We start from the raw sequence: 24,795 nt of genomic DNA on the forward strand, positions 1-24,795 counted from the left end.
AAGTTCGTGAGCGAAGCGCCGGGTTGCGCTTCGCTCCCTCATCAATACGTTATGCAGTCATTCTGTAGATACTGATATACGAAGCGCCATCCGATTGCTGACGAAACATTATGGCGTGATGCTTTTTACATTCTCAACCCGGACATCCATCCGGGGGTAAGGAATATTGATGCCGTTTTCATCCATTGCTTCCTTGATATTTTCCAGAAGATCGTAGTAAGTACTCCAGTACTGAGCGTTGGGCACCCATACGCGAACATAGAAATTCAGGCTAGAGGGCGCAAGTTCGCCCAGGCGGACCGTAATATCGCGGGTTTTATCAATGCGATGATCTTGTTCAATAATACGATGTATCACGCTTTTTACGTCAGCAATACGGCTTTGGTAATCCACGCCAATAATCAGATCAATACGTCGATAGGGGTGTCGTGAATAGTTGATAATATTATCAGCAATAATTTTACCATTCGGGATGACAACTTCTTTGCTATCCGCAGTGAGCAGAGTGGTGGAGAAAATATGGACCTTTTCTACTGTGCCGATAACCAGGCCAATTTGTACAATTTCCCCGGCGCGGAAAGGACGCAGGGAGACAAGCAGTACGCCTGCGGCAAAGTTGGAAAGTGACCCTTGCAGCGCCAGGCCAATGGCTAAACCCGCCGCGCCGATAACGGCAATAATTGAGGAGGTTTCTATACCGACACGGCCAAGAGCGGCTACTGCCGTGAAAGCTATCGTGATGTAGCGAACCAGCGCGGAGAAAAAGTGGACAATAGTGGCATCCACTTGCCGCCTGAGAAGTAATTTTTCCAGCCCCCTCGATAGTAAGCGAGCTATTAACTTACCGATGAAAAGTAGAATGATGGCGGCAACAACATTCCAGCCAAAATGGATTACCGAGTCACTGTGCTCGGCCATCCATTTGATCGCGCCTTTAATTTTTGGAAATAACTCAAAACCTTCCATGTTTATCCTCTGTCAGCAGTATCCGCGGTATTAGCAGTAATAAAACGGTTCATTTTTGCCTGGATAATCGCCGCGCCGACGGGTGGCAGCAGTAACGCCCAGAATAGTGTCCAGCCGGTTCGTATTCCGCCATCTTCGTTTTTATTCGCCAGCAGAGCGCGGATTTCATCGCTAAGCGTCAGACACAATATGGCTGTGCCAAACGGCATAATGGCTGACAGCCATCCCGCGCCACATGCGGTCATGAGTCGGGGCGAAGGCGCCACAAATTGCATTTCCCGGTGAATTCTGAAGAGCCAATAAATAATATAAAATGGAATGAAAAAGGCCAATAATGCGACGACAAGGGGTTCTGCGCACTCAGGTCGCTGGGTTGATGAGAACCTTTTGGGCGGTGCAATATAGAAAAGTTCTTTTTTGAGCGGTAATAGTAGCAAAAGCGCGATAACCGCTAAAGTAATTACGATTATTCCTATATAAGGAATTGAGTATATAAATATAGACAGATAGCCAGCGATGATAAATTTGAACAGTAAGCAGAGGCTAAATAAAATAACAAATGTCTGAGCACTGCCGATAGCGCTGAAAAGCAGCATGGGGACTAACAGCGTTACGATCCCCATACCCAGATTAATTAAAAACTGCGCTATGATAAGCCTGACTACGTCAGACGGGCCATTTATGCAGAAGGAACAGACCACGCCAATGATTAACAGGAGCGCAACAAAGTAGAAGGGGTAACAATTTTTTATACGGCAGACAAACCAGCTGGCAACCATACCCAGGAGGTATCCCAGTTGGCCGCCAACGAGAATAACACCAATACGATCGGCTGGAATAGACAGTGATTTACTCCAAAAATAAACACCATACGACGATCCCAGCGAACTGATAAAAGAGAGCACCAAAAAGAAAAAAGTGATCCCCCAGAATCGATAGCTACTCAGGAGATCGGCGCAGGTCCATTTTTTATCTGACATTGACGGTAAAGTAATTTCCATATTTATCCCTTGTTTTCCATAGAAAATAAGAATGTATAGAACTATTTAAATTGATAATAAATATTGATTATGTGAATAACGTTTATAGCCGATCTTAACTTAAAACGAAGGGCCATTTTATAAAATAGTTCTATTCTTTTTCAGCGTATAAAAGCAGGATGTGAGGTGATTAAATCTATAGCGCCTTCTGAATGATAATCTGTGATTTTTTATGCGTGGCATTACATCATTGGGTTAAATGTGATTCCATTGTGAGTTATATTTTTCCGTCAGCAAATACAGAATTTGCGTGACGCGTTTGGCGGAATAGTGGGCGCTTTGCTGGAATTCAGGTTGTTGCCATAGCCAGGTAACAAAGCGGCGACTGGCCGCCAGATTAACGGCGACACCTTGTTCTAAGTGGGAACCGGTTAACGAACAGACCATTTTGCGGTTGTGACCTTGCCCCCAGAGTTGCCACTGATTTTGCCACCATCCCTGCCATGTTTTGCCTAACAGTTGCCACTCTGCGCGGCAATCGTCATCGTTTATCTCTTCCTCAACGAACCACAGCGAGGAGAGACGCTGGCGAAACCGCTCCGCCCATGCCGTAATGACCGCGCCGCGCAAAAAACACTCATGGGCAATGATGTGTGTCGCGACATCAGGAAAGCGGTTTTTCAGCACCCGAAAATGACCATGCGCCGTAATGACCGGGCGAAGTATTGTTCCTTGCGCGTTACGTTTAAGCGCCGCCGGGCCATACTGAATCTCATCGAACTGACTGCGCTGTAAAAATTGCCGTTCTTTAATGGCGATACGGTGAATAATATCGCCCTTCTCGCCCTCGGGCGGCGCAATTCCTTTCCAGTGGTAATGCAAACTTTTTCCGGCAGACAGTAACGTGAAATTGCTGGAAAGGTGAAGAATATTGCCGCGAACAGCATCAAAACTGAATAAAAAGTACAATTGCTGGAAGGCATTCGCTCCCTGAAACGGTACGAGCAGCGGAATACTGCAAATCTGTTCCGGCGTTTCGGCGACATTCAGCGCGTGCTGTTTTGGCGTCCAGACTTTCTTACAGTACTGGCACTGAAGTCGCTGCGTTCCGCCGGGATTACGTCCATAACGAATCCATGTTTTTTGATAGCAGTCGGGGCAAAAGTGACCATGCTCTTTGGCATATTGCGCGATATAAGCAGACGCCCAGCGGCGAAATTCCCCCTCGTTGAAGAGCGGCGGATAACTGCCGCAGGCTCGACAATGCAATGCCGGATAACCCAGGCGATAGTCCGGCCACACATAATCCGGCGAGTCAGGCAGCCCAAGATTGCGACAACCAGCGCTTTTGCAGGCATTAATGGTGAACAGAGGCGGCATACATTTTACCAACGATTTTGGCAGGTCGTTGATTCTGCCTTCATAAAACGGTACGCGGGTGTGAGGACTCTCACATAAAAAAACCTTTCAGAACGTAACGTAGCGAATCTTTATATGACTGAAAGGGACTTATTTATGAAAGTAAAACTGCTTGCTGCCGGTATTTTGTTCACGCTGCCGTTCTGGGCCTGCGCCAAAGATGTCACCATTATTTACACTAACGATCTACACGCCCATGTGGAGCCTTATAAAGTGCCGTGGATTGCTGACGGTAAACGCGATATTGGCGGTTGGGCCAATATCACTACGCTGGTGAAGCAGGAAAAAGCCAAAAATAAGGCGACGTGGTTTTTTGATGCCGGAGATTACTTTACCGGACCGTATATCAGCAGCCTGACGAAGGGTAAAGCGATTATCGATATTTTGAATACCATGCAGTATGACGCTGCCACTATCGGTAATCATGAGTTCGATCATGGCTGGGACAATACATTGTTGCAACTGAGCCGGGCGAAATTCCCTATCGTACAGGGCAATATTTTTTATGAGGACAGCAGTAAATCCTTCTGGGATAAGCCGTACACCATTGTTGAAAAAGATGGCGTCAAGATTGGCGTAATCGGCTTACACGGTGTCTTTGCTTTTAATGATACGGTATCCGCCGCGACGCGCGTGGGCATTGAGGCACGCGATGAAATTAAGTGGCTGCAACGTTACATTGATGAACTTAAAGGTAAAGTCGATCTGACCGTCGCGCTGATCCACGAAGGCACCCCGGCCCGCCAGTCCAGCATGGGGAATACCGATGTGCGACGCGCGCTGGATAAAGATATTCAGACCGCAAGTCAGGTAAAAGGGCTGGATATTTTGATTACCGGCCACGCGCATGTCGGTACGCCAGAACCGATTAAAGTCGGTAATACGCTGATTCTTTCAACGGACAGCGGCGGCATTGATGTGGGTAAACTGGTGCTGGACTACAAAGAGAAACCACACCACTTTACGGTGAAGAACTTCGAGCTGAAGACCATTTTTGCTGATGAGTGGAAGCCCGATCCGCAAACGAAACAGGTGATCGACGGCTGGAATAAAAAGCTCGATAAAGTCGTGCAGCAGACGGTGGCGCAATCGCCGGTTGAGCTGACCCGCGCGTATGGCGAATCGTCGTCGCTGGGGAATCTGGCGGCGGATGCGCTGCTTTTTACGGCGGGGAAAGACACCCAGTTAGCGCTTACTAACTCTGGCGGTATCCGCAACGAAATCCCGGCTGGCGCGGTGACGATGGGGGCGGTAATCAGTACCTTCCCGTTCCCTAATGAACTGGTCACGATGGATTTAACCGGTAAACAATTGCGCAGCCTGATGGAGCATGGCGCTGGATTAAGCAACGGCGTATTGCAGGTGTCTAAAGGGCTGGAGATGAAGTATGACAGCAGCAAACCTGTCGGCCAGCGGGTTACCGTGCTGACGCTCAATGGCAAACCGATTGACGATGCTACGGTTTATCATATTGCCACCAACAGCTTCCTTGCCGACGGCGGCGATGGTTTTGCGGCGTTCACGGAAGGCCAGGCGCGGAATACCTCCGGCGGCTACTATGTGTCGAATGCGATAGTTGATTACTTTAAGGCGGGCAACACCATCACGGATGAGCAGCTCAAAGGGATGCGCGTTGCGGATGTGAAGAAGTAATTTCCCCTGCCGCGGCGCGTTCAGTGCCGCGGCGTGACATGAAGAAAATTCAACTTTGCTGAATATTCCTCATTCTTTGGCGTGATTTTTCAGTTGACGTCCTTCTGCTTTTCCGTCATTTTTACATCTGGACGTCTAAACGGATAGATGTTTACAGCACAACAAATAATAACATGCGATTGATGAGGTAAGGTATGAGCTTTTTTCACGCCAACCAGCGGGAAGCCCTGAATCAGAGCCTGGCGGAAGTACAGGGTCAGATTAACGTTTCGTTTGAATTTTTCCCGCCGCGCACCAGTGAAATGGAGCAAACCCTGTGGAACTCCATCGATCGCCTGAGCAGTCTGAAACCGAAGTTTGTTTCGGTAACGTATGGCGCCAACTCCGGGGAACGCGACCGCACCCATAGCGTTATTAAAGGCATTAAAGAGCGTACTGGGCTTGAGGCCGCGCCGCACCTTACCTGTATTGACGCCACGCGCGATGAACTGCGCACCATCGCCCGCGACTACTGGAATAACGGTATCCGCCACATTGTCGCTTTGCGCGGTGATTTGCCGCCGGACAGCGGTAAGCCGGAGATGTACGCCGCCGATCTGGTTGGTTTGCTCAAAGAGGTGGCCGATTTCGATATTTCAGTAGCGGCCTATCCGGAGGTACATCCGGAAGCGAAAAGCGCGCAGGCCGATCTGCTTAATCTGAAGCGTAAAGTGGATGCTGGCGCTAACCGCGCGATAACCCAATTTTTCTTCGATGTGGAAAGCTACCTGCGTTTTCGCGACCGCTGTGTTTCTGCCGGTATCGACGTAGAAATTATTCCCGGCATTTTACCGGTGTCTAACTTTAAACAGGCGAAAAAATTTGCCGATATGACCAATGTCCGCATTCCGTCCTGGATGTCACTGATGTTTGAGGGGCTGGATGATGACGCAGAAACCCGCAAGCTGGTGGGCGCTAACATTGCGATGGACATGGTGAAAATTTTAAGTCGCGAAGGAGTAAAGGATTTCCACTTCTACACGTTGAATCGTGCGGAAATGAGTTATGCCATTTGCCACACACTGGGCGTAAGACCGGGTTTATAACCTCCAGCTCCCTGCCGGGAGCTTTATTACACCTCATATTGATCTACATCTCTGTAACTAAAAATATAAAAGGTATTAGCTATCGAATCTGTGGATTAATTCAACTATATCTATTTGCTCCTGGTGTATATCGTAACGGTAACACTTTAAAAGGGAGCTGAGATATGAGCACGACCGACGATACCCATAACACGTTATCCACTGGAAAATGTCCTTTCCATCAGGGGGGGCATGACCGAAGCGCAGGCGCAGGGACTGCCAGCCGCGACTGGTGGCCGAACCAGCTTCGCGTGGATCTTTTGAATCAACATTCCAACCGTTCTAACCCGCTGGGTGAAGACTTTGACTACCGCAAAGAGTTTAGCAAGTTAGACTACTCCGCCCTGAAAGGGGATCTCAAGGCGCTGCTGACCGATTCACAACCATGGTGGCCCGCCGACTGGGGCAGCTATGTCGGTTTGTTTATTCGTATGGCCTGGCATGGCGCTGGCACCTACCGTTCTATTGATGGTCGTGGCGGCGCGGGTCGTGGTCAACAGCGTTTTGCGCCGCTTAACTCCTGGCCGGATAACGTCAGCCTGGATAAGGCGCGTCGTTTGTTGTGGCCGATTAAGCAGAAATATGGCCAGAAAATTTCCTGGGCCGACCTGTTTATTCTGGCGGGTAACGTGGCGCTGGAAAACTCCGGCTTCCGTACCTTCGGTTTTGGCGCCGGGCGTGAAGATGTCTGGGAACCGGATCTGGATGTGAACTGGGGCGATGAAAAAGCCTGGTTGACTCACCGACACCCTGAAGCGCTGGCAAAAGCGCCGCTGGGCGCGACCGAGATGGGCCTTATCTACGTTAACCCGGAAGGGCCGGATCACAGCGGCGAACCACTTTCTGCCGCCGCCGCCATTCGCGCCACCTTTGGCAATATGGGGATGAACGACGAAGAAACCGTGGCGTTGATCGCTGGCGGGCATACCCTCGGTAAAACCCACGGCGCGGCAGCGGCATCCCATGTAGGGGCCGATCCGGAAGCCGCGCCGATTGAAGCGCAGGGCTTAGGTTGGGCCAGCAGCTATGGTAGTGGCGTTGGCGCCGATGCTATCACCTCCGGGCTGGAAGTGGTCTGGACGCAGACGCCGACCCAGTGGAGCAACTATTTCTTCGAGAATCTGTTCAAATATGAGTGGGTACAAACCCGTAGTCCGGCTGGCGCTATCCAGTTTGAAGCGGTAGACGCGCCGGACATCATCCCGGACCCGTTCGATCCGTCGAAAAAACGTAAGCCAACCATGCTGGTCACCGACCTGACGCTGCGTTTTGATCCGGAGTTCGAGAAGATTTCCCGTCGTTTCCTTAACGATCCGCAGGCCTTTAATGAAGCCTTTGCTCGTGCCTGGTTCAAACTGACGCACAGAGATATGGGACCAAAAGCGCGTTACATCGGACCGGAAGTGCCGAAAGAAGATCTGATCTGGCAGGACCCGTTGCCGCAACCGCTCTATCAGCCAACGCAGGAAGACATTATCAACCTGAAAGCGGCGATCGCTGCATCCGGGCTTTCTATTAGCGAGATGGTTTCGGTTGCCTGGGCATCCGCGTCTACTTTCCGCGGTGGCGATAAGCGTGGCGGCGCTAACGGCGCGCGTCTGGCATTAGCGCCTCAGCGCGACTGGGAGGTCAACGCCGTTGCGGCTCGCGTTCTGCCGGTATTAGAAGCGCTCCAGAAAACGACGAATAAAGCTTCGCTGGCCGATATTATTGTGCTGGCGGGCGTGGTCGGTATCGAGCAGGCGGCCGCTGCTGCGGGTGTCAGCATCAGCGTACCTTTTGCGCCGGGCCGGGTGGATGCGCGTCAGGATCAGACCGACATCGAGATGTTCTCGCTGCTTGAACCGATTGCCGATGGATTCCGTAACTATCGTGCGCGTCTGGATGTGTCGACGACCGAATCGCTGTTGATTGATAAAGCGCAGCAGTTAACGTTGACCGCGCCGGAAATGACGGTACTGGTTGGCGGGATGCGTGTGCTGGGAACCAACTTTGACGGCAGCCAGAACGGTGTCTTTACCGACAGACCGGGCGTGCTCAGCACAGACTTCTTCGCTAATCTGCTGGATATGCGTTACGAGTGGAAACCGACCGACGAATCTAATGAGCTGTTCGAAGGCCGGGATCGTCTGACTGGCGAGGTGAAATACACGGCGACCCGCGCCGATCTGGTGTTTGGTTCCAACTCCGTACTGCGCGCGCTGGCGGAAGTTTACGCGTGTAGCGATGCGCACGAGAAGTTTGTGAAGGACTTCGTCGCAGCATGGGTGAAAGTGATGAACCTGGACCGTTTCGATCTGCAATAATCTGACAGGTTAATTCGTCAGCGGCTGCTATTCGGTAGTCGCTGACGTTTTCCGCGTTTAATGCGAAAAATAACGAAAATGCCCCGTTACTTTCCAGTTAAATAATACATCTTCCTCCTGTGCTCCCGCGCCTATGTTATGCACAACCAGCGGCACCCCTTCAGGCGTGACGTTCAGGGATACCACGCCAATATGCGCAAGGCCGTTATCCAGTCGCCAGGAGACAATATCTCCCGGTTGATAATCGCTATATTTATCTGTCACCGGTAACGCTTTGTTGTGACGCTGGAACCAGGTTTCCAGATTCGGAACGCGGCGATGGTCGATATTGCTGTCCGGGCGTTTCAGCTTCCAGTTATTCGGGTAGGCAGAGAAATGCGCCTGCATGTCTTCATGTACCCGTTTCTGTAAATCAACCTGCTGACTGCGCAGCGCGCGGATGACGACATCTGCACATACGCCACGCTCCAGCGGAAGATCGCCATTCGGATAATCCAGACGAACATAGGCAGCATCATAAAATAGCGTCTTACCTATTTGCGTCCCGGCACTTTGGGCGATTGCAGCATTAGTTTGCGCCTGAACGGTTATTGGTCTGGTATCAGAGCGTGGCGAATGATGAGAGATATGGCTAATAAAAAAAGCAGCAAGAATACCGATAAGCGCCTGTGCGAATTTCATCTTCTTCGTCCGTGAAGTGTGTCAGTACGTCATTTGACTTTCCGCGGAGAGAATGGTGCGTGATAAAAAAGTCTATTTCAGGACAAAATGGACTGATTCCAGGCTATGGAATACCTGATGATGGCGCTTCGCTTACCCGGCCTGGATGATTGGATAACAAGGCCAGATAAGGTGCCTGTGTCGACATTCGGCAAATGAATTCTGTTGTGTCAGCAAGCTGAAATACTCCTGACTATCGTCAGGAGTATTGCTCAGACCTTATTCCCATTCCTGCAAGAAGCGTTGACCGTACTGGTCGGCGACCAGCAGCGCGGCGTACACTTCATCCGGCGTTGCGCCGCCAGGCATGTTATGAATAGTTTCACCTTCTGCGCAGGAGGCTTCCGCGACGGTGCGCATTTTGGCCGGGATATCCTGTTTAATATCCAGTTGCGCCAGCGTAATCGGCAGGCCAACGGAATGGCACAGCGCCGCAACGGTTTCGATTTCTTCGACCGGCGCGTTTTCCAGCACCAGTTGCGTCAGCGTACCGAAAGCGACCTTCTCACCGTGATAATAGTGGTGCGCATCCGGAATCGCCGTTAAACCGTTATGAATCGCGTGCGCTGCGGCCAGACCGCCGCTTTCAAAACCGACCCCGCTCAGGTAGGTGTTGGCTTCGATGACGCGTTCCAGCGCTGGCGTGACGACGTGCTGTTCGGCGGCCAACATGGCTTTTTCGCCTTCTTCGATCAGCGTGTTATAGCATAGCTCCGCCAGCGCCAGCGCGGCCTGTGTACACTTGCCGCCCGCCATTGTGGTGGCGCCGCTGCGTGAGCAGGCGCGCGCTTCAAACCAGGTCGCCAGCGCATCGCCGATACCGGCTGCCAGCAGACGCGCCGGCGCGCCCGCCACTATCTGCGTATCGACAATGACCATATTCGGGTTATGCGGCAGCAGCAGATAACGGTCAAACTCACCGGCATCGGTATAAATAACCGAGAGTGCGCTGCACGGTGCGTCGGTAGAGGCGATGGTCGGCGCGATAGCGACCGGGACATTCATAAAGTGCGCCAGCGCTTTGGCGGTATCCAGCGTTTTACCGCCGCCGATACCCAGTACGGCGCCACACTGACTTTTTTCGGCGACGGCGCGCAGCCTGTCGATCTCATTTTGCGAACATTCGCCGCCAAACGGGGCGATTTCTACTGACAAACCGGCATCCGTCAGGCTTTTGCGCAGCGTCTCTTCGGCAAATCCCAGCACGAATTTATCGCCCACAACCAGCCAGTTGTTCGCCATTGGTTTTAAATAATCGCCAAGACGCGCGATGACGTTTGCACCCTGAATATACTTACCTGGTGACTGAATAATGCGATCCATACATTTCTCTCCTACAGGTTCAGATTACCAAAAGCGTTTTTCCAGTCTTGCTCAAACTTCTCTATTGCCGACTCTACCGCAGGCGTATTGAGCATTTGTTGCGCTACATCTAAAGGAAGGGTAATCGCCTGGCAACCTGCCAGTAAGCAATCCAGCGCCTGCCGCGGCGTTTTAAAGCTGGCCGCCAGTACCATGCTGTCGGGCGCGTGATGTTCCAGTAGCGTTTGCAGCTCCTGAACCATACGAATGCCATCGCCGCCCTGCGCATCAACGCGGTTGACGTAGGGAGCGACATATTTTGCGCCCGCCAGCGCCGCCAGCAGGCCCTGCGATGCGCTGTAGACGGCGGTGCCCAGCGTCACGATGCCTTCTTTTTTCAGCAACTTAATCGCTGCAAGACCTTCGGCGGTCACCGGAATTTTAACCACAATGCCGGGGATGGCGTTATTCAGTCGTTTGGCTTCTTCCACCATCCCTTTCGCGTCGCGGCTCATGGTCTGCGCAAATAAAGTGCCTTCTTCGCCGATGGCGTTTTGCAGCCTGGGCAGCACATCCCAGATAGATTCTTTGCTGGCTGCCACAATGCTTGGATTGGTGGTGACGCCGGCAATCGGGAAAATGCGCGCCAGACGTTCAACTTCCGCCACGTTAGCGGTATCCAGATAGAGTTCCATAGTCTTTCCTTTACAGTTCAAGTTCATGTTGCAGCAGGCTGGCGATAGCGTCGGCGGAAGCGGCGTTAACCAGCGTGTTGCGGAATTCTTCGTGCATGATGCGGCGGGCCAGGCGCGAGAAAATACGCATATGCTGGTCGCCCGCGGCGTGTTTGTTAAGCGTCAGCATAATGATGAACTGCGCCTCGTCATCTCCCCAGCGTACCGGCGCGTTCAGGCGCGCCACGCTGATGGTGGACTGTTCGATATGTTCCGATTTGCTGTGCGGAATGGCAAAGCTAAAGCCCAGTCCGGTGGAGAATACCGCCTCGCGCGCCCATAGATCGGCTTCCAGTTTGCGCGGGTAGCGGCAGCGGCCCGCCAGCAGCAGATTGTCGGTCATGCCTTTAATCACCTCCTCTTTGCTGCGCCAGTCGCTATCAAGCGTTATGCATTGGGCGGTAACCAGCGGGGCATCCTGCTGCGACATGCGGAACTGCGCCAGCAGATGCTCCACCTCCAGCGAGGTGCGGCAGGCCATCGCCTGATTCAACAACTGGCGGCAGGCTCGGCTGTCGAGTTGTGCCATCCGCGCTTTGGCGGCGGGAATCGACGGCGCGCCCATGCTGATCTCGTCCAGCCCCAGACCTACCAGCAATGGCAGAACCGAACCTTTGGCCCCCAGTTCGCCGCACAGACCAATCCATTTGCCCTGACGATGTACCGCCTGCACCGCGAAATCCAACGCGCGCAGGAAGGCGGGATTCAGGCTGTTGTAGTGACGAGTGACTTTGGCGTTATCACGGTCTACCGCCAGCAGGTATTGTGTTAGATCGTTACTACCAATACTAAAGAAATCAATCTCTTCACAGCATTGATCGATGATGAACATCACCGACGGCACTTCCAGCATAATGCCGAGTGGGATCTTCTCATCGAACGGGATATGTTCATTACGCAGCTGCTGTTTGGCTTCCGCCAGCTTCTCTTTGACCCACAGAATCTCTTCCATAGAGGAGATCATCGGGATCATGATTTTCAGGTTGCCGTGGGCGGACGCGCGGAGGATCGAGCGTAGCTGGGTGGTAAACAGAGAAGCGTACTCTTCATAAATACGGACGGCGCGATAGCCGAGGAATGGGTTGGCTTCGGCAGGAATATTCAGATAATCAACGGGCTTATCGCCGCCTATATCCATTGTGCGCACAATAATGCTGCGTCCCTTTGCGGACTCCAGCGCCTGGCAAAAAATATTGTACAGCTCGTTTTCGTCCGGCGCGCAGGCGCGGTCCATATACAGCATTTCTGTGCGGAACAGGCCAACCGCTTCCGCGCCGTTACTAAAGGCCGCTTGCGCCTCGACGGAGTGCGCGATGTTGGCGGCGACCTCCATGCGGATGCCGTCAGCGGTGCGCGCTTCCTGGGTCAGCCAGATGCGCTGCTGTTCGCGCAGGGCGTCTTGCACGCGGGCTTCCTGCTGATAGTAACGAGTGACAGGCTCGTCAGGCGCAACGACAATCGCGCCTGCGTTGCCGTCAATATAAACCGTCTGCTGACGCCACGGTGTTAAGGCCTCAATCTCCACGCCAACCAGGGTGGGAATGTTGAATGAGCGGGCGAGAATCACCGTGTGCGAAGTGGTGCCGCCGCTTTTTAACAGCAGACCTTTGAGAAAGGTTTTATCCAGTTCGAGGAACTGGCTTGGCGTCAACTCTTCCGCCATACAGATAGATGGCCGGGTCAACTGGCCCGGCGCCGGAAAGCGCTGCTCACCGTAAATGTGTTGCAGTAACTGGAAGCAAACGTCACGAACATCCAGCGCGCGTTCCTGTAAATAGCTGCTGCTGGCGCGAGCGAACTCATTGCAGAAATGGTTCGCGCTTTCCACGATTGCCTGCGCGCAGCTTAAACCGCGCAGAACGCCGTCCAGTAAATGCTGACGCAGTGAAGCGTCGCCTGCCAGCGAACGATGGGCTTCCAGAATCGCGCTGGCGGCACCGTCACTGTCAAGCTGACGAAACTCAATATGCTTTATCAACATCGCTAAGCCATTGTCCAGCGCGGCTTGTTCCGTCTCTGTGTCGTTGGCGGTCGGGAGTTCGCCGAGCGCATTGAGATCCAGGGAAGAGAGTGGCGTCAGTACGCCGCCCGCGCTGCCGCTACACACGCTACGGGCGCGGTAAATCTGCGGATTCAGCTGGGTCAACGACGCCGGAAGCGGCTCCAGTTCGCTGTTTTTAATCTCCGCCAGCGGCGCGTCGCAGAGTGGGAATTCATCGCGCAGCCATTGACTCAGACGCTGACAGGCAACCTGTTCATCGACACCGGAAATCACCAGCTGACAGTGGTCGCCAGCCAGCGTGTCGGTGCCAATCAGCGCCAGCGCGCTTTTGGCGCTGCCTTTGCGATCGGTGCGCAGGTTGTGCCACTCAATTTGCGACGTGAAGGTATTACACAGCGTTTCTACGTGGCTTGCCGGGCGCGCATGTACGCCATTCGGCAGTTCACAGGTAAATTCCACAATCAGGGGCATTGCCTCTCTCCCATAACGATTCTCTCGCTACAGCATAAAAGGAGGTAGCCGGAATACGCCATGTGACAAATCTGTCAAAAGCTGGATAAATGTAATGTAGCGCAAAAAGTGCGAGTTGTCTCACAACTTAGCGTGGTAGCGCGGGTTTTACCTTTTTCAGAAGTTATGAAGCGGATCGCATTTTTATACTGATATTACAAAAATCCAGTAAATGGCCTTTTTATCCACTGTCTGCGCGACAATGGATTGCCTATTGTTTTCCGCAGTAACTTTATGGACATGGGCTTTATCCAGCCCGGGAGCGACTTATGAAAGAGTTGGTACAGATCCTGAAAAATACCCGCCAGCACCTGATGACCGGTGTTTCGCATATGATCCCCTTTGTGGTGGCTGGCGGAATTTTGCTGGCAGTCTCCGTCATGCTATATGGCAAGGGCGCCGTACCCGATGCCGCCACCGATCCGAATCTTAAAAAACTGTTTGATATCGGTGTCGCCGGGCTGACGCTGATGGTGCCTTTCCTCGCCGCATACATCGGCTACTCCATTGCCGAACGCTCCGCGCTGGCTCCTTGCGCGATTGGCGCCTGGGTGGGTAACAGCTTCGGCGCGGGTTTTTTCGGGGCACTTATCGCCGGACTTATCGGCGGGATCGTGGTGCATTACTTGAAGAAAATCCCGGTGCATAAGGTGCTGCGTTCTGTGATGCCTATTTTTGTGATTCCCATCGTTGGCACTTTTATCACCGCGGGCATCATGATGTGGGGGCTGGGCGAACCGATCGGTGCGCTGACAAGCAGCCTGACCCAATGGCTGCAAGGGATGCAGCAGGGCAGCATCGTGCTGCTGGCGGTGATCATGGGGCTGATGCTGGCTTTTGATATGGGCGGCCCGGTTAACAAAGTCGCTTATGCGTTCATGCTGATTTGCGTGGCGCAGGGCGTATATACCGTGGTGGCTATCGCCGCGGTGAGCATCTGCGTACCGCCACTGGGACTGGGGCTGGCGACGCTGATTGGCCGCAAGAATTTTTCTGTTGAAGAGCGCGAAGCCGGTAAAGCCGCGCTGGTCATGGGCTGCGTGGGCGTAACGGAAGGGGCGATTCCTTTCGCCGCTGCCGATCCGCTGCGCGTGATCCCATCCATTATGGTGGGCTCCGCTTGCGGTGCGGTAATGGCCGCGCTGTTTGGCGCGCAGTGTTATGCCGGTTGGGGTGGTTTAATTGTTCTGCCAGTCGTGGAAGGCAAGCTGGGTTATGTCGCGGCAGTCGCCGTGGGCGCGGTGGTAACGGCAGTCTGCGTTAACGTGCTGAAAAGCCTGACGCGTAAGAATGTGTCGCAAGTTGACGAAAAAGAAGACGACCTGGATTTAGATTTTGAGATGAATTAAGCGAGGAATAAGCCATGACTAAAATTATTGCAGTAACCGCGTGTCCTTCTGGTGTTGCGCATACCTATATGGCGGCTGAAGCGCTGGAAAGCGCAGCCAAAGCGAAAGGTTGGGATGTGAAAGTGGAGACTCAGGGCTCGATTGGGCTGGAAAATGAACTGACGGCAGAGGATGTGGCGAGCGCCGATATGGTGATTTTGACTAAAGATATCGGCATCAAGTTCGAAGAGCGGTTTGCGGGTAAAACTATCGTTCGCGTCAATATCAGCGACGCGGTAAAACGCGCCGACGCCATTATGAACAAGATTGACGCCCATCTTTCGCAAACCGCGTAACGTTAAAATGCCCGATGGCGCAAGTTTATCGGGCCTGCTCACAGGCCCGATAAGAGATTTATGCCGCCATCCGGCGCTCGTGTCCACAGGAGCTCCTCATGACCCATCGTATTCAACGCCTCAAAGCCGCTCTGTTTCAGAATCACCGTGAAATTTCTCTGGAGCGCGCGCTGCTTTATACCGCCAGCCATCAGCAGACGGAGGGCGAACCGGTCATTTTGCGCCGCGCCAAAGCGACGGCGTATATCCTTGAACATGTTGAAATTTCGATTCGTGACGAGGAGCTGATTGCCGGAAACCGAACCGTTAAGCCGCGCGCGGGTATTATGTCGCCGGAAATGGACCCGTATTGGCTGCTTAACGAGCTGGATCGGTTCCCGACGCGTCCGCAGGACCGTTTTGATATCAGCGAAGAGGATAAGCGCCTCTATCATGAGGTTCTATTCCCGTACTGGGAAAAACGGTCGATGAAAGATTTTATTAACGGGCAGATGACCGATGAGGTGAAAGCCGCCGTCAGCACCCAGATTTTTAGCATTAACCAGACGGATAAAGGGCAGGGGCATATCATTATTGATTATCCACGCTTGCTCAATAACGGGCTGGGTGAACTGGCGGCGCAGATGCGCGCGCGCTGCGAGCAACAGCCGGAAAACGACTTTTATCAGGCCGCGCTGTTGTTACTTGAGGCATCGCAACGCCACATCCTGCGTTATGCCGTACTGGCGGAACAGCAGGCGGAGCGCTGCCCGGACGCTCGTCGTCGTCAGGAACTGCTCACCATTGCCGCCAATTCGCGGCATAACGCGCAGCACAAACCACAGACGTTCTGGCAAGCATGTCAGCTGTTCTGGTACATGAACATTATTTTGCAGTACGAGTCCAACGCCAGTTCGCTGTCGCTCGGGCGCTTCGACCAGTACATGCTGCCGTTTTATCAGACTTCGCTCACTCAGGGCGACGATCCGGCGTTCCTGAAAGAGTTGCTCGAGTCGCTGTGGGTGAAATGCAACGATATCGTGCTGCTGCGTTCCACCAGTAGCGCGCGCTATTTTGCCGGTTTCCCGACGGGTTACACCGCGCTGCTGGGCGGATTGACGGAAAGCGGACGCAGCGCGGTAAACGTGCTCTCTTTTCTCTGCCTGGATGCCTACCAGAGCGTGCAGTTGCCGCAGCCGAATCTCGGCGTGCGCACTAACGCGCTGATTGATACGCCGTTCCTGCTCAAGACCGCCGAGACCATTCGCCTCGGTACCGGCATTCCACAGATTTTCAATGACGAAGTGGTGGTTCCCGCGTTCCTTAACCGTGGCGTGTCGTTGGAGGATGCGCGCGATTATGCGGTGGTGGGATGTGTTGAGCTGTCGATTCCGGGCAGAACCTACGGGCTGCATGACATCGCCATGTTTAATCTGCTGAAAGTAATGGAAATCAGCTTGTATGAAAATGAGGGCAACGACACTCTTACTTATGAGGCGTTGCTGGCGCATATTCGCGCCAAAATCAGTCACTACATTACACTAATGGTAGAAGGCAGCAATATTTGCGATATCGGCCATCGTGACTGGGCGCCGGTGCCGCTGCTCTCTTCGTTTATCAGCGACTGCCTGGAGAAAGGGCGAGACATCACCGACGGCGGCGCGCGCTATAACTTTTCGGGCGTACAGGGCATCGGTATCGCCAACCTGAGTGATTCCCTTCATGCGCTCAATGGGCTGGTATTCGATCAGCAGCGCCTGAGTTTTGATGCGCTGCTGTCGATCCTGAAAAACAACTTCGCCACGCCAGAAGGGGAAAAGATCCGCGCCAGGCTTATCAACCGCTTCGAAAAATATGGCAACGACATTGATAATGTCGATAACATCAGCGCCGAACTGCTGCGGTATTACTGCAAAGAGGTGGAAAAATACCAGAATCCGCGCGGCGGCCAGTTTACGCCGGGTTCATACACGGTTTCCGCGCATGTGCCGCTGGGAGCGGTGGTCGGCGCGACACCGGACGGGCGTTTTGCCGGAGAACAGCTGGCGGATGGCGGCCTGTCGCCGATGCTCGGACAGGATATGCAAGGGCCGACGGCGGTACTAAAATCAGTAAGTAAGTTGGATAACACGCTGCTGTCGAACGGTACGTTGCTGAACGTGAAGTTTACTCCTGCGACTCTGGAAGGAGAGGCGGGACTGCGCAAGCTGGCGGATTTCCTGCGCGCGTTTACCCAGCTCAAACTGCAGCACATCCAGTTTAATGTGGTGAATGCCGACACATTGCGCGAAGCGCAGCTACGGCCTCAGGATTTTGCGGGGCTGGTGGTGCGCGTGGCGGGCTACAGCGCCTTCTTTGTCGAGCTGTCGAAGGAGATTCAGGATGACATTATTCGCCGCACCGCGCATCAGTTGTGAGGTTGTGGGGGCGCGCGATGAGGAGACCGCGCGTATCTTCAATATCCAGCGTTATTCGCTGAATGACGGGCAGGGGATTCGTACGGTGGTCTTTTTTAAGGGCTGTCCGCATACCTGTCCGTGGTGCGCTAATCCGGAATCTATCTCGCCGCGCATTGAAACGGTGCGCCGGGAAAATAAATGCCTGCGTTGCACGCCGTGTCTGCGGGATGCCGACGAATGTCCTTCCGGCGCGTTTGAGCGTATTGGGCGTGATATTACGCTGGATGAACTGGAACGCGAAGTGCTGAAAGACGACATCTTCTTTCGTACTTCCGGCGGCGGGGTGACGCTTTCTGGCGGCGAAGTGCTGATGCAGGCGCCGTTCGCCACGCGCTTCTTACAGCGATTGCGGCGTTGGGGCGTTCCTTGTGCTATTGAAACGGCTGGCGATACGTCGGCCAGCCGTCTACTGCCGTTGGCAAGGGCGTGTGATGAGGTATTGTTTGATCTGAAAATTATGGATGCGGAGCGGGCGCGCGAGGTGATCAACATGAATCTGCCGCGCGTACTGGAGAATTTACGGTTACTGGTTAGCGAGGGAATCACGGTGATCCCTCGTTTGCCGTTGATTCCTGGCTTTACGCTTAACGCAGAGAATCTGCAGTGCGCGTTAACATTGTTGAGATCATTAGGAATAAAGCAGGTTCACCTGCTACCGTTTCATCAGTACGGCGAGCCGAAATACCGGCTGCTTGGAAAATCATGGATGATGAAAGATATTCCCGCGCCGTCGGTGCAAGAGATCGCTCTGTTTCGGGAGATGGCGGAGCAAGCAGGATTTCAGGTCACCACAGGAGGTTAATATGGCAGTACCTGTACGGCATCTGGTGGCAGTGACCGCCTGCGTGAGCGGTGTAGCGCATACCTATATGGCTGCTGAACGGCTGGAAAAACTTTGCCAGCAGGAGAAGTGGAGCATCAAGATTGAAACCCAGGGGGCACTCGGTACAGAGAACCGCTTAACGGAAGAGGATATCCGCCGTGCCGATGTCGTGTTGCTCATTACCGATATCGAGCTGGCGGGCGTGGAGCGATTTACCCGGAGTCGCTATGTCCAGTCGGGGATCAGCGCTTTTTTGCGGGAGCCACAGCGGGTAATGAGCGCTGTGCGTAAACTCCTTTCCGCGCCGCAACATACCCACCTTATCCTGGAGTAATCTGCTTTTCCGTTAGCTGGCTGTGATACTGGCGGCGATACTCCGACGGCGAGCGTTCCGTATTTTTGCGAAACAGGCGGCAGAAATAGTTACTGTCGACAAAGCCGCAACGGTGCGCCACCTCTTTCACTTTCAGGTCATAGCCCTTCAGCAACGTTTTGGCGTGTTCCAGTCGCGTATGGTTCAGGTATTCGTTAAAGCCGATGGCCCCCGTTTTCTGGAACAGGTGCGAGAGGTAATTTGGCGAGATATAAAACGCCTCTGCTACCGATTCACGCGTCAACGGCGCGGCGTAGCGTTCATCAATATACTCCCGAATGGCTTCAAAAAGCGCGCGGCTGCGGGAGGCGGTCTGGATTTGGCTGCCGAGCAGATCGCGGCAATGGCTTAGTAGGCTGGCGACAATCAATCTGGCCGTTTGCTGCTCTTGCGGCTGCATCTGCATCTCATTAAGCGTTTGTAACAGGAAAGAGCCGATACGCGGGCCACGGCGCGCAACGTGCTGTTTCGTGAGGTTTTGATGCTGCTGACCATCCCAGTGGACTACGCTGAAACCTAACTGCTGTTTGCCAAACAGAATGCTCAGGGTGGTGACGGGCGTTTGCCACTGCGGGATGTTCCAGCCGCCAGCCGGAACGTAGAGAACATCGCAAGGAATTAGCGGGGCGGTAATGCTCATGTCAGTAAGCTCGCCCTCCAGCACAATCTCCAGCCGCGGAAAATCCACCTGGTACGCCAGTTCCGGCGCTGGGCCGCTGGCGCTGGCAAAATAAATCTGGCGCAGCGGCAGCGGGCCGTTGATGAGACGGGAGAGAAGGTGGCTGACGTCGTGATACATGATAATCCCCTGCCGATCGCAAACAGAGGAAACAGTAACGTCGAAAACCGATGTCCTCAAGCGATTATTGCCGGATGGCGGCGCTTTGCGCCTTATCCGGACTACGGGAGAGAAGAACGCCAGGCCCGATAAGCGTTAGCGTTATCGGGCAGCATATAGGCTATTGATTACCGACCTGATCGCCATACGGCAACGTATCATAATCAATCAGCGCGTTTTTCTTATACGGGTTGCCAATCCAGCGCGTGGTCTCTTTGAACTGCGGGTTGGTGATGGAACGCGTCGGGTCGTAGCCATCATAGGTCAGGCCCGCTAAGTCCGACCAGGTATGGATAAGCTCGGAACTGCTGTACTTACGATCGACATCCTGTGAGAAGTCGCGCGGATGCGCTGCCTGCCATTTCTCTGAGGTCCACAGCAGGAACGGCACCGTATACATATGACGGGTTGGCGAATCTTCGTTTCGTCCCTGCGTCTTATGCGGCGGCGTGTCATACACTTCTTCACCGTGATCGGAGAAGTAGAGCAGGAAACCGTTCGGATCGGTCGCTTTATAGTCCTTAATCAGGCTGGCGACAACATAGTCATTATACAGGTTCGCGTTGTCGTAATCGTTATACGATTCCAGTTCGTCGCTGCTTAATCCCGGCGGAACATGGTCGGTTTTACCATCAAACTTGCCCTGGTTTTCTGGATAGCGGAACTTGTATTTAATGTGCGTTCCCAGCAGATGCACAATAATGAATTTTTTCGGCGCCGGGTCGGCTAACACCGCTTTAAACGGCTCCAGCACGTTGCTGTCATATTCGCGTGCGCTTTGAGTGCGCTGCTGGTTCATATAGAACTGCTTATCAGTCTGCTTAGAGAACACGGTCAGCATGGTATTACGCGCCGTCATCGTCTGCTGGTTAGTGATCCAGAAGGTTTTATACCCGGCCTGTTTCATCATATTCATCAGCGATGGCTTCGTCAGATACCAGTCCGGGTTCTTTTCGTCCGCGAACGTTAGCGCCTGTTGCAGGATCTCAATGGTGTACGGTCGCGAAGTTACCACATTATTAAACACGGTCAGCCCGGGGTCGGTTTTATGCAGCGCGTCCAGTTCCGGCGTGGTTTCGCGCGGATAACCGTACAGACTCATACGGCCACGCTGGGTCGATTCGCCAATCACCAGTACCAGTGTGCGCGGCGCATCGCCGGAGTGGTCCTGGAAGTTAGCCAGCGGCGGCAGGGCATCGTTTTCATTCAGCAGTTTATTCAGCGAGGCGAGCTGTAAACGGTACTGATAGTAGCCAGTAATAAATTGCCACGGCGCGGCGGGTTCCATTCGTGACGCCAGGCTATCCAGCGTTTTCTCCATCGACTTATGCTTGATAAAGGTATTCATCGCGATGGGATGGAGGATCAGCCCGTACAGCAGGGCAAACGACACCAGATAACGCCAGGGCGATGGAATATAAACCGGGCGCAGACGTGTCCACAGCAAAATCGCCGCCACCGTATAAGCCAGCGCGACAAGAACAATTTTCAGACTGAAATATTGGCTTAAATATTCGCTGGCTTCATTGGCGTTGGTTTCAAACATCACAAACAGCACGCTTTGCGAGAACTCCTGCCCGTAGATTACGTAATAGCTCAGCGCCGCCAGCGAGGCGGCCCAGAGTACGACGCCAATAACGGCAGCAATAACCCGGATGCGGCCTGGAAACAGAAAGACCGGGATCAGCCACAGTGAGCTGTACAGTAGCGAATCCCGCAGACCGTTTGTCCCGCTGTATCCGGTGAGATAAATAATGGCCTGCAGGAGGGTGGAAAAGAACCAAAAGTAGAGCAGTGCCCAGCCCAGGGCTTTCCAGCTAAACGCGGGTTTAGTCTGGAGTAATGTGGATTGCATAATGAGAGCCTGTCTTTAATCGTAGCGCCAAACGTAACGCCTGAACCTTAAAAGAATCTGAAGCAAACCTGCTTTATGCCGCACGTTTTGCTAAGAAAGATTTACAAATGCATAAAATGCAGACAGGAATATATTGAAAAAATGACGAGGATGACAGCAGTATTTCATGCCGCCCCCACATAACTGCGTGAGAGCGGCTCTCTTTTTGCGTTAGCCGGTGTTGCGCATACCGGCGGCGACGCCCGCAATCGTGACCATCAACGCCTGTTCGACGCGAGGATCGGGCGATTTGCCCTGCTCTTCAGTCAGACGGGAACGATACAGCAACTCGGCCTGCAACACGTTTAATGGATCGGTATAAACGTTTCTTAACTGAATGGACTCCGCAATCCACGGTAAGTCGGCCATCAGGTGCGAATCGTTGGCAATCGCCAGCACCACTTTAATGTCTTCTTCCAGCAGGTCTCGTAGCTCTTTGCCCAGCGGCCATAGCGTTTTCGCCACCAGACGCTGATCGTAATAGTCGGCCAGCCACAGGTCGGCTTTCGAGAATACCATTTCCAGCATCCCAAGACGCGTGGAGAAGAACGGCCAGTCGCGGCACATGGCTTCCAGTTCGCTTTGTTTACCGTCTTCCACCACTTTTTGCAGCGCAGTACCCGCGCCCAGCCAGGCTGGCAGCATCAGGCGGTTTTGCGTCCAGGCGAAGATCCACGGAATCGCGCGCAGCGATTCGACGCCGCCAGTTGGACGACGTTTCGCCGGACGTGAGCCGAGCGGCAATTTGCCCAGCTCTTGCTCCGGCGTCGCGGAGCGGAAGTACGGTACAAAGTCTTTATTTTCGCGCACGTAGCCGCGGTAGGTTTCACAGGAGATGACGGAAAGCTCATCCATAATATGACGCCAGCTGTCTTTCGGTTCCGGCGGCGGCAGCAGGTTTGCTTCCAGAATTGCGCTGGTGTAGAGCGAAAGGCTGCTGACGGTGACTTCCGGCAGGCCGTATTTGAAGCGGATCATCTCGCCCTGCTCGGTCACGCGCAGACCGCCTTTCAGACTGCCTGGCGGTTGCGAAAGCAGTGCCGCGTGGGCTGGCGCGCCGCCACGGCCAATAGAGCCGCCGCGGCCGTGGAAGAGAGTGAGCTCGATGCCGGCTTTTTCACAGGTTTTGATCAGGGCGTCCTGCGCCTGATACTGCGCCCATGACGCGGCCATAACGCCGGCGTCTTTCGCCGAGTCGGAGTAGCCGATCATGACCATCTGCTTACCCTGAATCAGTCCGCGATACCAGTCGATATTCAACAACTGGGTCATCACGTCGTCGGCATTGTTCAGGTCGTCGAGGGTTTCAAACAGCGGCGCGACCGGCATGGCAAAGCCGATACCTGCCTCTTTCAGCAGCAGATGCACAGCCAGCACATCAGACGGCGTTTTCGCCATTGAAATTACGTAGGCGGCGATCGACCCTTTTGGCGCTTCGGCAATAACCTTGCAGGTTTCAAGCACTTCGCGGGTATCGTTGCTCGGCTCCCAATTACGCGGCAGCAGCGGACGTTTGGAGTTCAGCTCGCGGATCAGGAAGGCCTGCTTATCGGCTTCCGACCAGCTTTCGTAGTCGCCAATACCGAGGTAGCGGGTAATTTCGCCCAGCGCTTCGGTATGGCGGGTGCTCTCCTGACGGATATCAATACGCACCAGCGGTACGCCGAAACACTTCACGCGGCGGAGCGTGTCGAGTAACTCGCCGTTGGCGATAATGCCCATGCCGCAGGCCTGTAACGACTGGTAGCAGGCGTACAGAGGTTCCCAGAGCTGCTCGTTTTGCGTCAGCAGGCCAGCCGGTTTGGGCAGCTTCTCGCCTTTCAGACGCGCTTCCAGCCAGGACTGGGTCGCCATCAGACGGGCGCGCAATTTTTTCATCAGGTAGCGATACGGCTCAGACGCGCCTTCTTCGCCCACTAACGCCAGCAGCTCCGGCGTGGCGTCGACCATCGACAGTTCTGATACCAGAACATGAATGTCTTTCAGGAACAGATCGGTGGCTTTCCAGCGGCTTAACAAGAGCACGTGGCGGGTGATATCCGCCGTCACGTTCGGGTTGCCGTCACGGTCGCCGCCCATCCAGGAGGTAAAACGTACCGGCACAAAATCCACCGGCAATTTGTAGCCGAGATTTTCTTCCAGCTGTTCGTTCAGTTCACGCAGATAGTTAGGTACGCCCTGCCACAGGCTGTTCTCAACCACGGCGAAGCCCCATTTGGCTTCATCCACCGGGCTTGGGCGCTGCTTGCGGATCTCATCCGTATGCCAGGATTGGGCAATCAACTGGCGCAGGCGACGCATCACCTGGTGACGTTCGTAGTCGGCGATATCGGTATTATCAAGCTGTTTCAGACAGTTATTGATTTCACCCATCTTGTGAATAAGCGTACGGCGGGTAATTTCTGTCGGATGGGCGGTTAGCACCAACTCCAGCGACAGCGACTCTACCGCTTTTTTGATGGTTGCGTCGTTGAGGTCCGGTTGGTTTTTCAGTTTGCGCAGAGTGCGGGCAATCACTTCCGGGTTGCTGGCGGCTTCGCCTTTTGGCGAAATGCTGTGGTATTGCTCGGCAGTATTGGCCAGGTTCAGGAACTGACTAAACGCGCGCGCAACTGGCAGCAGCTCGTCATTAGACAAATTTTGTAGCGTGGTGAGCAGTTCCTGGCGATTAGCTTCATTGCCGGCGCGTGAAGATTTGGATAGCTTACGGATTGTTTCTACGCGATCAAGAATGTGTTCTCCCAGCGCATCCTTGATGGTTTCTCCCAGCACCTTGCCGAGCATACTGACATTACTACGCAACGCGGAATATTGTTCGTTCATATGATCCCAGACACCCCATCTTTAATGTAATTGCCCTGTCTCTTTCATGCCACAGCGGCAGTGGCTGCGCTCGCCCGTATGCCAGTTCTGCGGAATGGGCTCGTTTGCCGCCTTGCTGTGACGTGAAATTTTTCGGACTTTGCTTTTTAGCCGTCTTTTATAAAGCCACGTAAAACCCGTGGCGTCAATTACTGCGAAATCGGTTC

General features: G+C 53.7%; 18 protein-coding genes. 8 read left to right on the forward strand and 10 right to left on the reverse strand.

Annotation, left to right across the window (positions count from 1 at the left end; all coding sequences use genetic code 11):
- Positions 1–108: 108 nt before the first annotated feature.
- The 3 genes from mscS to ACLJRS_RS20975 all read right to left on the reverse strand — a co-directional run bounded on the left by mscS (position 109) and on the right by ACLJRS_RS20975 (position 3,326).
- Positions 109–966, reverse strand: coding sequence for a small-conductance mechanosensitive channel MscS (gene mscS / locus ACLJRS_RS20965; RefSeq protein ID WP_000398251.1), 858 nt, complete (start codon positions 964–966; stop codon positions 109–111).
- A gap of 2 nt (positions 967–968) precedes the next feature.
- Positions 969–1,967 carry a hypothetical protein gene (locus tag ACLJRS_RS20970; RefSeq protein ID WP_000406828.1) on the reverse strand — a complete coding sequence of 333 codons (999 nt, stop codon included), beginning with the start codon at positions 1,965–1,967 and terminating at the stop codon, positions 969–971.
- Positions 1,968–2,201: 234 nt separating this feature from the next.
- Positions 2,202–3,326, reverse strand: a complete 1,125-nt coding sequence (locus ACLJRS_RS20975; protein ID WP_001134808.1) for a hypothetical protein — start codon at positions 3,324–3,326, stop codon at positions 2,202–2,204.
- A 135-nt stretch (positions 3,327–3,461) separates the two neighbouring features.
- Between ACLJRS_RS20975 and ACLJRS_RS20980 the strand changes: the two genes are divergently transcribed.
- The 3 genes from ACLJRS_RS20980 to katG all read left to right on the forward strand — a co-directional run bounded on the left by ACLJRS_RS20980 (position 3,462) and on the right by katG (position 8,448).
- Complete coding sequence (locus ACLJRS_RS20980; protein ID WP_000865252.1) at positions 3,462–5,018, forward strand: bifunctional metallophosphatase/5'-nucleotidase; 1,557 nt, start codon at positions 3,462–3,464, stop codon at positions 5,016–5,018.
- 194 nt (positions 5,019–5,212) lie between these two features.
- Positions 5,213–6,103, forward strand: a complete 891-nt coding sequence (gene metF / locus ACLJRS_RS20985; RefSeq protein WP_000007504.1) for a methylenetetrahydrofolate reductase — start codon at positions 5,213–5,215, stop codon at positions 6,101–6,103.
- 164 nt (positions 6,104–6,267) lie between these two features.
- Complete coding sequence (katG, locus tag ACLJRS_RS20990; RefSeq protein ID WP_000108112.1) at positions 6,268–8,448, forward strand: catalase/peroxidase HPI; 2,181 nt, start codon at positions 6,268–6,270, stop codon at positions 8,446–8,448.
- A 57-nt stretch (positions 8,449–8,505) separates the two neighbouring features.
- On the opposite strand, the gene ACLJRS_RS20995 is transcribed toward katG, so the two are convergent.
- The 4 genes from ACLJRS_RS20995 to ptsP form a co-directional block, all read right to left on the reverse strand.
- A complete protein-coding gene (locus ACLJRS_RS20995) occupies positions 8,506–9,129 on the reverse strand; it encodes a DUF1287 domain-containing protein (protein WP_000666688.1) in 624 nt (207 codons plus the stop codon).
- 258 nt (positions 9,130–9,387) lie between these two features.
- A complete protein-coding gene (locus ACLJRS_RS21000; RefSeq protein ID WP_000374031.1) occupies positions 9,388–10,491 on the reverse strand; it encodes a glycerol dehydrogenase in 1,104 nt (367 codons plus the stop codon).
- A gap of 11 nt (positions 10,492–10,502) precedes the next feature.
- Entirely contained in the window at positions 10,503–11,165 is a 663-nt protein-coding gene (gene fsa / locus ACLJRS_RS21005; RefSeq protein WP_000424866.1) for a fructose-6-phosphate aldolase, read from the reverse strand.
- Between the two features lie 10 nt (positions 11,166–11,175).
- Entirely contained in the window at positions 11,176–13,677 is a 2,502-nt protein-coding gene (gene ptsP, locus ACLJRS_RS21010; RefSeq protein ID WP_001128502.1) for a phosphoenolpyruvate--protein phosphotransferase, read from the reverse strand.
- Positions 13,678–13,985: 308 nt separating this feature from the next.
- Between ptsP and ACLJRS_RS21015 the strand changes: the two genes are divergently transcribed.
- The 5 genes from ACLJRS_RS21015 (at position 13,986) to ACLJRS_RS21035 (ending at position 18,995) form a co-directional block, all read left to right on the forward strand.
- The gene (locus ACLJRS_RS21015; RefSeq protein ID WP_000661597.1) at positions 13,986–15,065 is read left to right on the forward strand and encodes a PTS fructose transporter subunit EIIC; all 1,080 of its coding nucleotides are present in this window, start codon (positions 13,986–13,988) and stop codon (positions 15,063–15,065) included.
- 14 nt (positions 15,066–15,079) lie between these two features.
- Positions 15,080–15,400 (forward strand): PTS fructose-like transporter subunit IIB, encoded by a 321-nt coding sequence (locus ACLJRS_RS21020; RefSeq protein ID WP_000161258.1) that lies wholly within the window; start codon positions 15,080–15,082, stop codon positions 15,398–15,400.
- Positions 15,401–15,498: 98 nt separating this feature from the next.
- Positions 15,499–17,796 (forward strand): formate C-acetyltransferase, encoded by a 2,298-nt coding sequence (locus ACLJRS_RS21025; protein WP_000149705.1) that lies wholly within the window; start codon positions 15,499–15,501, stop codon positions 17,794–17,796.
- Complete coding sequence (locus tag ACLJRS_RS21030) at positions 17,762–18,640, forward strand: [formate-C-acetyltransferase]-activating enzyme (protein WP_000171724.1); 879 nt, start codon at positions 17,762–17,764, stop codon at positions 18,638–18,640. Before ACLJRS_RS21025 ends, ACLJRS_RS21030 begins: the two co-directional genes overlap by 35 nt.
- 1 nt (position 18,641) lies before the next feature.
- Positions 18,642–18,995, forward strand: a complete 354-nt coding sequence (locus tag ACLJRS_RS21035) for a PTS fructose-like transporter subunit IIB (RefSeq protein ID WP_000290522.1) — start codon at positions 18,642–18,644, stop codon at positions 18,993–18,995.
- Here ACLJRS_RS21035 and ACLJRS_RS21040 read toward each other — a convergent pair.
- The 3 genes from ACLJRS_RS21040 to ppc form a co-directional block, all read right to left on the reverse strand.
- Positions 18,982–19,833 carry a helix-turn-helix transcriptional regulator gene (locus ACLJRS_RS21040; protein WP_000274594.1) on the reverse strand — a complete coding sequence of 284 codons (852 nt, stop codon included), beginning with the start codon at positions 19,831–19,833 and terminating at the stop codon, positions 18,982–18,984. The two genes, ACLJRS_RS21035 and ACLJRS_RS21040, sit on opposite strands and share 14 nt — an antisense overlap.
- A 160-nt stretch (positions 19,834–19,993) precedes the next feature.
- Positions 19,994–21,727: a phosphoethanolamine transferase CptA gene (locus ACLJRS_RS21045; RefSeq protein ID WP_001192093.1), complete on the reverse strand. Its 1,734-nt coding sequence runs from the start codon at positions 21,725–21,727 to the stop codon at positions 19,994–19,996.
- A 210-nt stretch (positions 21,728–21,937) separates the two neighbouring features.
- Complete coding sequence (ppc, locus tag ACLJRS_RS21050; RefSeq protein ID WP_001005548.1) at positions 21,938–24,589, reverse strand: phosphoenolpyruvate carboxylase; 2,652 nt, start codon at positions 24,587–24,589, stop codon at positions 21,938–21,940.
- Positions 24,590–24,795 lie beyond the last annotated feature (206 nt).

The organism is Salmonella sp. SAL00670 (assembly GCF_046552235.1).
Lineage (GTDB): Bacteria > Pseudomonadota > Gammaproteobacteria > Enterobacterales > Enterobacteriaceae > Salmonella > Salmonella enterica.

Excerpts from the sequence above, each read along its gene's own strand:
- ACLJRS_RS20995 (WP_000666688.1), bottom strand. The coding sequence starts at position 9,129 with ATGAAATTCGCACAGGCGCTTATCGGTATTCTTGCTGCTTTTTTTATT.
- ACLJRS_RS21000 (WP_000374031.1), bottom strand. The coding sequence starts at position 10,491 with ATGGATCGCATTATTCAGTCACCAGGTAAGTATATTCAGGGTGCAAAC.
- fsa (WP_000424866.1), bottom strand. The coding sequence starts at position 11,165 with ATGGAACTCTATCTGGATACCGCTAACGTGGCGGAAGTTGAACGTCTG.
- metF (WP_000007504.1), top strand. The coding sequence starts at position 5,213 with ATGAGCTTTTTTCACGCCAACCAGCGGGAAGCCCTGAATCAGAGCCTG.
- katG (WP_000108112.1), top strand. The coding sequence starts at position 6,268 with ATGAGCACGACCGACGATACCCATAACACGTTATCCACTGGAAAATGT.
- ptsP (WP_001128502.1), bottom strand. The coding sequence starts at position 13,677 with ATGCCCCTGATTGTGGAATTTACCTGTGAACTGCCGAATGGCGTACAT.
- ACLJRS_RS20975 (WP_001134808.1), bottom strand. The coding sequence starts at position 3,326 with ATGCCGCCTCTGTTCACCATTAATGCCTGCAAAAGCGCTGGTTGTCGC.
- ACLJRS_RS21045 (WP_001192093.1), bottom strand. The coding sequence starts at position 21,727 with ATGCAATCCACATTACTCCAGACTAAACCCGCGTTTAGCTGGAAAGCC.
- ACLJRS_RS21025 (WP_000149705.1), top strand. The coding sequence starts at position 15,499 with ATGACCCATCGTATTCAACGCCTCAAAGCCGCTCTGTTTCAGAATCAC.
- ACLJRS_RS21020 (WP_000161258.1), top strand. The coding sequence starts at position 15,080 with ATGACTAAAATTATTGCAGTAACCGCGTGTCCTTCTGGTGTTGCGCAT.
- ACLJRS_RS20970 (WP_000406828.1), bottom strand. The coding sequence starts at position 1,967 with ATGGAAATTACTTTACCGTCAATGTCAGATAAAAAATGGACCTGCGCC.
- mscS (WP_000398251.1), bottom strand. The coding sequence starts at position 966 with ATGGAAGGTTTTGAGTTATTTCCAAAAATTAAAGGCGCGATCAAATGG.
- ACLJRS_RS21030 (WP_000171724.1), top strand. The coding sequence starts at position 17,762 with ATGACATTATTCGCCGCACCGCGCATCAGTTGTGAGGTTGTGGGGGCG.
- ACLJRS_RS21015 (WP_000661597.1), top strand. The coding sequence starts at position 13,986 with ATGAAAGAGTTGGTACAGATCCTGAAAAATACCCGCCAGCACCTGATG.
- ACLJRS_RS20980 (WP_000865252.1), top strand. The coding sequence starts at position 3,462 with ATGAAAGTAAAACTGCTTGCTGCCGGTATTTTGTTCACGCTGCCGTTC.
- ACLJRS_RS21040 (WP_000274594.1), bottom strand. The coding sequence starts at position 19,833 with ATGTATCACGACGTCAGCCACCTTCTCTCCCGTCTCATCAACGGCCCG.
- ppc (WP_001005548.1), bottom strand. The coding sequence starts at position 24,589 with ATGAACGAACAATATTCCGCGTTGCGTAGTAATGTCAGTATGCTCGGC.
- ACLJRS_RS21035 (WP_000290522.1), top strand. The coding sequence starts at position 18,642 with ATGGCAGTACCTGTACGGCATCTGGTGGCAGTGACCGCCTGCGTGAGC.